Here is a 676-nt window from a genome sequence, read left to right as displayed (position 1 = left end):
GAAGCTTAGGATCCCAGTTTACCAAACGCTTGCCGCGATAGATTAAGTCATCTTTGTATAAACGAACAAATACTTCCTGAACGGCTTTGTAAAAGCCATCGTCCATCGTGAAGCGTTCATGGTCCCAATCGACAGAAGCACCTAAACGACGAAGCTGACGGGTAATTGTGCCACCGGACTCTTCTTTCCAATCCCAGATTTTATCGAGAAAGGCTTCACGTCCGAGGTCATGGCGAGTTTTGCCTTCTTCAGCAGCAAGCTTGCGCTCAACAACCATTTGAGTTGCGATACCCGCGTGGTCGGTACCGACCTGCCATAAAGTGTTATGACCTTTCATGCGGTGATAGCGGGTTAGGGCATCCATAATAGAGTCCTGGAAGGCATGTCCCATATGCAAGCTACCGGTGACATTCGGTGGCGGAATCATAATGGTGTAGGGCTGGCCTTCATTTGAAGGCTTGAAGTAGCCGCTTTCTTCCCAGGTTTTATACCAAGACTGTTCTATTTCGCTAGGTTGGTAGGTCTTATCCATAATCGTTGATGCTTACTCGTTAAAAATGGCTAGAGGTCGAGTGCCTGACTTTCGCTTGGCATACGATAAAAAATGGCCGACATTATACATGGCGTGAGCGAGCTGAAGCTAGGGACTTGCTTAATATAGTTGCTTAAAAAAGCA

At 46.9% G+C, this 676-nt stretch carries 1 protein-coding gene; it reads right to left on the bottom strand.

Annotated elements, in window-relative coordinates:
• Window positions 1-532 (bottom strand): class I tRNA ligase family protein (locus A3735_RS03680; protein ID WP_156499382.1); only part of this gene is annotated, 532 nt, incomplete at its 3' end.
• Window positions 533-676: the final 144 nt, after the last annotated feature.

Source organism: Oleiphilus sp. HI0061 (genome assembly GCF_001635675.1).
This window is presented reverse-complemented; position numbering and strand designations above follow the sequence as displayed.